At 41.3% G+C, this 6,264-nt stretch carries 8 protein-coding genes; all 8 read left to right on the top strand.

Annotated elements, in window-relative coordinates:
• The first annotated feature begins 214 nt into the window (after nucleotides 1–214).
• Entirely contained in the window at nucleotides 215–949 is a 735-nt protein-coding gene (locus V7K40_RS30525) for an SDR family oxidoreductase (protein WP_334966461.1), read from the top strand.
• Between the two features lie 170 nt (nucleotides 950–1,119).
• Nucleotides 1,120–1,470, top strand: coding sequence for a XisI protein (locus tag V7K40_RS30520; RefSeq protein WP_334966459.1), 351 nt, complete (start codon nucleotides 1,120–1,122; stop codon nucleotides 1,468–1,470).
• A 112-nt stretch (nucleotides 1,471–1,582) separates the two neighbouring features.
• Nucleotides 1,583–2,161 (top strand): hypothetical protein, encoded by a 579-nt coding sequence (locus V7K40_RS30515; protein ID WP_334966457.1) that lies wholly within the window; start codon nucleotides 1,583–1,585, stop codon nucleotides 2,159–2,161.
• A 398-nt stretch (nucleotides 2,162–2,559) separates the two neighbouring features.
• Nucleotides 2,560–2,817 (top strand): hypothetical protein, encoded by a 258-nt coding sequence (locus V7K40_RS30510; RefSeq protein ID WP_334966455.1) that lies wholly within the window; start codon nucleotides 2,560–2,562, stop codon nucleotides 2,815–2,817.
• Between the two features lie 129 nt (nucleotides 2,818–2,946).
• The gene (locus tag V7K40_RS30505; protein WP_334966453.1) at nucleotides 2,947–3,453 is read left to right on the top strand and encodes a COP23 domain-containing protein; all 507 of its coding nucleotides are present in this window, start codon (nucleotides 2,947–2,949) and stop codon (nucleotides 3,451–3,453) included.
• Nucleotides 3,454–3,562: 109 nt separating this feature from the next.
• Nucleotides 3,563–3,823 carry a hypothetical protein gene (locus V7K40_RS30500; protein ID WP_334966467.1) on the top strand — a complete coding sequence of 87 codons (261 nt, stop codon included), beginning with the start codon at nucleotides 3,563–3,565 and terminating at the stop codon, nucleotides 3,821–3,823.
• A 193-nt stretch (nucleotides 3,824–4,016) separates the two neighbouring features.
• On the top strand, nucleotides 4,017–4,970 hold the full coding sequence (gene ppk2, locus V7K40_RS30495; RefSeq protein ID WP_334966451.1) for a polyphosphate kinase 2: 954 nt from the start codon (nucleotides 4,017–4,019) through the stop codon (nucleotides 4,968–4,970).
• Between the two features lie 584 nt (nucleotides 4,971–5,554).
• Nucleotides 5,555–6,163 carry a hypothetical protein gene (locus V7K40_RS30490; RefSeq protein ID WP_334966449.1) on the top strand — a complete coding sequence of 203 codons (609 nt, stop codon included), beginning with the start codon at nucleotides 5,555–5,557 and terminating at the stop codon, nucleotides 6,161–6,163.
• Nucleotides 6,164–6,264: the final 101 nt, after the last annotated feature.

Here is a 6,264-nt window from a genome sequence, read left to right as displayed (position 1 = left end):
GTCTTCTTTCAACACCCGATTGATGTCTAGCATTTTTCTGTCTCATTCCAGTTGCTAATCGTTACTCTACCTTATTAAGCGACAAGTCTATTAAACAAACGCTTAAACTGATTTGCAAGATTAAGCTTAATATTTTTTACATTCAAAAACTACCGTCTCAATTAGGGTAATATATGGGCAATTTCCGTAACCTAAACAATAAAAAAGATTACGCATGTCAGAAATTAAGAATAAAGTCGTTTTAATTACGGGTGCAAGCAGTGGCATCGGTGAAGCTAGCGCCCGCTTACTCGCTAGCAGAGGCGCACATGTCGTCTTAGGTGCGCGTCGCACCGATCGCCTGGAAACTCTTGTGACGGCAATTAGCAACGAGGGTGGTTCAGCGCACTATAAGCAATTGGATGTCACGCAACGCAATGACATGGAGGAATTTGTCGGATTCGCTCAAAAGACATTTGGCCACATCGACGTAATTGTGAACAATGCAGGCGTCATGCCGCTTTCAAAACTGGAAGCCCTTAAGGTTGACGAATGGAATCGGATGATCGACGTAAACATTCGAGGTGTCCTGCATGGTATTGCTGCTGGATTGCCAATTATGAAGGAACAGGGATTTGGTCAGTTCATCAACATATCATCAATCGGTGGACATGCAGTAAGCCCCACCGCAGCCGTTTACTGTGCGACGAAGTTTGCAGTGGGTGCTATTTCCGAGGGACTGCGCCAGGAAGTCAGCGACATCCGGGTAACAGTGATTTCCCCTGGAGTAACGGAGTCAGAACTGGCGGATAGTATTTCGGATAGCGAGGCGCGTCGGGGGATGCAGGATTTCCGGAAGATTGCTATTCCACCAGAAGCTATTGCTAGAGCGATCGCATTTGCGATCGAACAACCTGACGACGTTGATGTTAGCGAAATCATTGTGCGCCCCACCGCCAGCCCTTATTGATTTTAAAGGATCGATACCAGCTTCGTGCGATCGCATCCCTCTTGTAAAGTGCGTCTTGCAACAACGCAACTTACTAACTAGTAACTTGATACAATCAACAAAGTGCGTGATCACCTACGATCCAACTAAAGCGATCGCACAATCGGTAACGCTACATCATAGATTGTGCAATGGACAAAATAGCAAAATATAGAGAATATATTCAAACATTACTGACTCATTATGCTAATGATGATAAATCAGATCATGAAGTAGAAGTTCAACTTATTCTTGATACAGAGCGAGATCATTATCAGTGGATGAATGTTGGCTGGCAAGGGTCTAACCGTATTTATGGATGCATTATGCATTTTGATATTAGAGATGGTAAAATTTGGCTTCAGCAGAATTTGACTGATCAAAATCCGGCTGAGGAGTTAGTTGCAATGGGAGTCTCAAAGCAAGACATTGTGCTAGGTTTACAACCTCCATACAAACGACAGTACACAGAGTACGGTATCTTAAATTTTTATATTTATTAAATACATTGTTGCAAGGCCGCAATGCACCATGATCTCAAGCAATTTGATAATATTAACAAAGTGAGCGTAGGCGTAGCCCGTCGTAGACTTCAACAGAGAAAGCAAAAACACTATGGCAAAGCGTAAAAAAAGCAATCTCCAGTGGATTAAAGAAACGCTTGAATTAAAACCTGACCATCGCTGGGAATCTCCATCAGGCTACAAAATTTTTGTCGCAGATCGAGGCGCTGTTCGCTTCAATGTTCCCCAGAATTGGGTTTTTGAGCCACAAGAAAAATCCTTCAAGTTCCTCGATAAAAAACCGCCCAACGATGATTGCTGTCTGGAAGTATCTTTTAATCGTCTGCCACCCAATGACTGGAGCCAGTTTCCGCTAAAATCCACATTGAAGAAAATCATGGAAGACGACAGTCGCAACGTCATTGCCAAGGGAGAAATCTTTACCATCAAGCGCCAAACCGCCAGGATTGTCTGGACAGAGATGAAGTTTATTGACACTCAGGAAGAACCACGGGAAGCTTTTTCGCGGACTTGCATTGGTTTGGGGTCGAATGTTCAGTGCTTGATTACATTCGATTATTGGGTAGATCAAGCAGAGCCGCTAATACCCATTTGGGATGAAGTGATGCGTAGTCTCACATTAGGGTTATATATCAGTGATCCAATGACTGGTTTGGCTTTCCCAGACTGAACTACAAGGTAGTAGGGATAATTCATATCTATCCAAAACTGGTGATTTTTATACGTGATATGTTGCGACTTAAGTCAGACAATATTTAGTTAAGAATTAGTATAAATAAGTGGTAAGTTTTTGCTTTTCTTAGTGCCATTCAGCTATGAGGCTTATTCAATAAGCATCATAGCCATTTTTATCTACCCTTCAGCAATATATGGCATTGACAGGAAAAGATTCATTCGTGATTCAAACCTTAAAACCTGACATTAGAGATTACTTAAGTCATGATTACACTAGTGACTTTTATCACTAGTGTATAGCTGTTTTAACTCCTATGCTTATAAACATGAGACATTAACCAGATTAAGGTTTACTGAACTTTAATCATGCAGTTTATAAAAGGAGATTTAGTGATGAATATCAAACGAATTTTTGCTGGTGCAGCCCTTCTTTTACCATTTGCTGTTACTTCTATCCCTTCACAAGCATCAGCATTACAGGTTATTGTTAATCCCCACGGTCATAATTTACCTACTCAAATAATAGCGAAAAAAACACCACAAGTTAGGCGTTATGCACCACCAGCGAAAAAGAAAGTTTTCATTCCTGCACATTGGGAAAAAACAAATCATGGTCGCAAGTGGGTTACGGCTCATTATGTATACAAATAAAAACACTTAAAACCCCAAGCAATTGGGATATAAGAAGGGAAATCTTCTTATCATCTCCCTACTTTTAGTCGGGAGAGTGTCAAATGGGAGGCAAATAAAAACTTTTTACTCAAGATTTGAGAGTTACTCATGAAATTGGCATCATTAACAAATCTTTTGGTTGCAGGTGCGATCGCCCTCGGTGCGACTGCAACTATCAATCAGCCAAGTCAAGCCGAAAGTAGGCCAGGATTTTATTGTGACACCTCAGGAAACAAACCCGTGACGGTGTACACAAATTTTAAAGGTGTTAGTGAACCTTGGATTCGCTGGACTTCTAATTACTTCAGAGACGCTGGCTACAATAAATTGACGCGCTGTCAAGACGTGAGCCACCGCTTGGAAACTTATCGCCGCGACAGAGATTTGAAGTTTATTACTGTCGGCAAAATGAACGGGCAAAATGTGCTTTGCACTGCAAATCAAGTCAATGGTCGCTGTGAAAGGTTGATATTGACACTCAAACCCAGTGAAGATGGTGTCCAGGCGCTAAATAATATCTTGGCTTGGCGACAGGCTGGTGCGCCCCCTTTAAGTAAAAGTAATAGAATGCCTTACCTTGATTTGAGGGCACATTTCGGGATTCCCAAAGAATAATAAATTAAGTAGTTAAACATAATTACTCAATACCCAATCCCTGAGCGCCCAGGATTCCCCAAAAAGCTTAAGCTGTTGATGGGAAATCCTGGGCGCGATTTGTTAAAATATCCGCACCCAAGTTGGATGCCCAGGATACCGGATTGACTTGGCTGTAGTCAATAACAATCATCAAGGAGAATTTTTACTGGGGATTGAGTGTGATGGCGCATCTTACCATAGTTCACCAACTGCAAGAGATTGCGATCGCCTCAGACAAGAAGTGCTTGAAAAACTTGGTTGGAAAATTCACCGCATTTGGTCAACAGACTGGTTTCGTAACAAACCTGTTCAAGTTCGTCTGTTGATAGAAAGGATCAAACAACTATAAGAAATAAATAGCTAAAAGGTTCGTCCGGCGAGCGATCGCTTTTCGATGGCTCTTGCTGCATTGTGCCATTAAACTAAAAATTGAAATTGACTATAACAAAAGATGGATAAAAATTTTACATTTTAAGTCTAGTAATACTTGCAAAAGTATATATTTACACTCAATAAAATATATACTTGATAGATAAGCAATTATGCCAATTCAATGGCATGGAGTAACTGCGATGTCAATTGATGAAATTAAAAACCAGGAAAATAATGGTCTAGCTCAACCCACTACAGATTTGATAGAAAATCTAGCAAAGGCAAAAGACAAGAAAAAATCTAAAAAATCAAAAGGGATTTTTGAAGTTAGCACTGAAGCTATTGCCAAAAAAATTTCCAAAAAGACTTTTGAAACTGAACTAGAGCAACTCCAGATTGAGTTAGTCAAAATGCAATACTGGATTAAGCATGTTGGCTATCGGGTTGTCGTAATATTTGAAGGGCGCGATGCTGCCGGCAAAGGAGGAGTAATTAAACGCATTGCCGGCCCACTCAATCCTCGTGGCTGTCGTGTAATTGCCTTGGGAACCCCCTCTGATCGTGAGAAAACTCAGTGGTATTTTCAGCGCTACGTGCAACATCTTCCGGCAGCAGGCGAAATTGTCCTGTTCGATCGCAGTTGGTACAACCGAGCCGGAGTTGAACGGGTGATGGATTTTTGTACTGAAGCAGAATATCAAGAATTCATGCAATCTTGCCCGGAATTTGAACGAATGCTGGTACGTTCAGGCATTGTTTTAATCAAGTATTGGTTCTCCGTCAGCGATGAAGAACAAGAGCAACGCTTTCTCTCTCGCAGTCGTGATCCAGCAAGGCGTTGGAAACTCAGCCTGATGGATTTGGAATCACGTAATCGCTGGGTAGAATTTTCCAAAGCAAAAGATACCATGTTTGCGTACACGAATATTCCAGAAGCCCCCTGGTTTACAATTGAAGCGGATGATAAAAAACGGGCGCGGCTCAACTGCATTCATCATTTGTTGAGCAAAGTTCCTTACGAAGATATGACGCCTCCTCCCTTAGAGCTTCCATCTAGACCTTTAGGTGAGAATTATGTTCGCGCCCCCCGCAATGAGCAGTTCTTTGTCCCTCAAGTGTATTAAGCATTACTGTTGTGTTGCAGCTTCTCGCTAATGATTAGACCTCTTGCATAAATTTAAATTGTCATATTGAGCGCAGCTAAACATCTTGTAAGATTATTCTCTGCACTGCGTTCCGCTCAAAATGACATTCCTGATTTTTTGACTTTTGTAAGAGGTCTATTAAATATGCCAAGAAGCTTGAGTCTCCTTGTAGCGTTAAAAAACACAATACATCAATAATATATCTCAAATGGCATCGGTGGCGGGTCTTCCTGTTTTTGCACAGTAGCATTACACAAAGGTGGGTTCGTAGATAAGTTTCCAATCAAGCTGCATTATCAAGTAGCTTCAGAATCTGTTATGTGAGGATCGCATTCGCCATCCACAGCGATGTCTACTTCTTGTGCATCGCACACATCATCTCTAAATATGCAGTGGCATGTTGTGGAGTTGGAGCGACGCCGAATAGCTCGTCATAGCGATGTCTACGACGGAGAACTTCGGGAGCATTTCACACAGAATCCTTAGACAACTCTACAACAGGGGTAAAATAAAAACAATTCCCTTTTATTAAAAACGTCATATACTCAAAGCAGTGCAAAACTATGGCGTACAGCGACTTTACTCTAGAAAAAGCTGCGGCTATTTTAGGAATCACCACCCAAGAAGCCGATCTGTTTCCCAAGCTTGTACCTCTTTCTATTCCTTCGTGGTTAAATGAAACTTTAGGAAAGCGCACCCAATTAGCTCTGATTAGTGAAAAGGCTCGGAGCGAATTTATTATTGTACCAATTTTACTAACCTGTCGGGATCTCAGCCAAGATAGCTTGGCTATTTTCTCTGGACAAAGACTTGACGTTGATCCTGCACAGGGTTTAATTGGGGAATGTGATTTTATTTTAGCAATAGCTCCACCTTTACCACCGTTGCGATCGCCAATTCTCACTGTTGTGGAAGCGAAGAAAAATGATGTTGAAGCTGGATTAGGACAGTGCATCGCGCAAATGGTGGCGGCGGATTTATTCAATCGTTCATCTGGACAAACAGAAATACCTGTGTATGGATGCGTGACAACAGGAGAAGTATGGCAGTTTCTTCAACTTTCCCAAAAAGTGGCTTTGCTTGATAAGCAAAGATATTACTTGGATAACGTCGGAGCTATTTTGGCAATTATACAGACAATTGTTCAGAAATTCAGTAGTGAATTTGTGTAACACTTTATTCTTACAATTGAATGGATCTACTTTTGATACCAATTCGCTATAAAGATACACTTAATTATTAAACGAAGTGCAGAATGTGGGATAAAGGAAAG

Source organism: Nostoc sp. (assembly GCF_036917195.1).
Classification (GTDB): Bacteria; Cyanobacteriota; Cyanobacteriia; order Cyanobacteriales; family Nostocaceae; genus Nostoc.
Note: the sequence above shows the minus strand (reverse complement) of the source record. Positions and strands in the feature narration are given on the sequence as shown.